The sequence below is a fragment of the Kingella pumchi genome (genome assembly GCF_022288825.1).
GTDB classification, from domain to species: Bacteria; Pseudomonadota; Gammaproteobacteria; order Burkholderiales; family Neisseriaceae; genus Kingella_D; species Kingella_D pumchi.
This window is the reverse complement of record NZ_JAKOOW010000009.1, coordinates 47,564-47,986: the sequence shown is the minus strand read 5'-3', so window position 1 is coordinate 47,986 and position 423 is coordinate 47,564. Positions and strand designations below refer to the sequence as shown.

1 protein-coding gene and 1 pseudogene are annotated in these 423 nt (G+C 54.4%); both read left to right on the top strand.

Features of this window, described 5'->3' with window-relative positions:
• Positions 1-250 (top strand): hypothetical protein (locus MB824_RS02960; protein WP_456077650.1); only part of this gene is annotated, 250 nt, incomplete at its 5' end.
• A pseudogene (locus MB824_RS02955) lies at positions 241-423 on the top strand (hypothetical protein); the annotation flags it as partial. The gene MB824_RS02960 and the pseudogene MB824_RS02955, both read left to right, overlap by 10 nt.

Sequence of the window (423 nt, the reverse complement as noted above, 5' to 3'; positions counted from 1 at the left end):
CGGCAAAGCGCTTTCTGTTACCGAAGTCAAAAACGAAACCAACGCCCTTTACGCCGAAGCCATCGGCAGCCTGAAAGCCAAAGGCATTGAATACAAAGCATCGTCTGCGACGGCCGCAAAGGTTTGCCACGATTATTCCCCGATATTCCCGTACAACTTTGCCATTTCCACCAAGTCAAAACCGTCGGCCGCTACCTGGCACGCAACCCGCAAACAGCTGCGGGGCAAGAGCTGCGGCACTTGGCACTGACGCTGAAAAACAGCCGCAGAGCCGGCTTTGAAAGCGGCCTGAAAGCATGGTTCGAACGGCACAAAGACTTCTTCAACGAACGCACGAAGAACCCCGAAACGGGCAAATCCCACTACACCCACCCAAGACTACGCAGCGCATATTTCAGCCTGAAACGGAACATGGGCAACCTA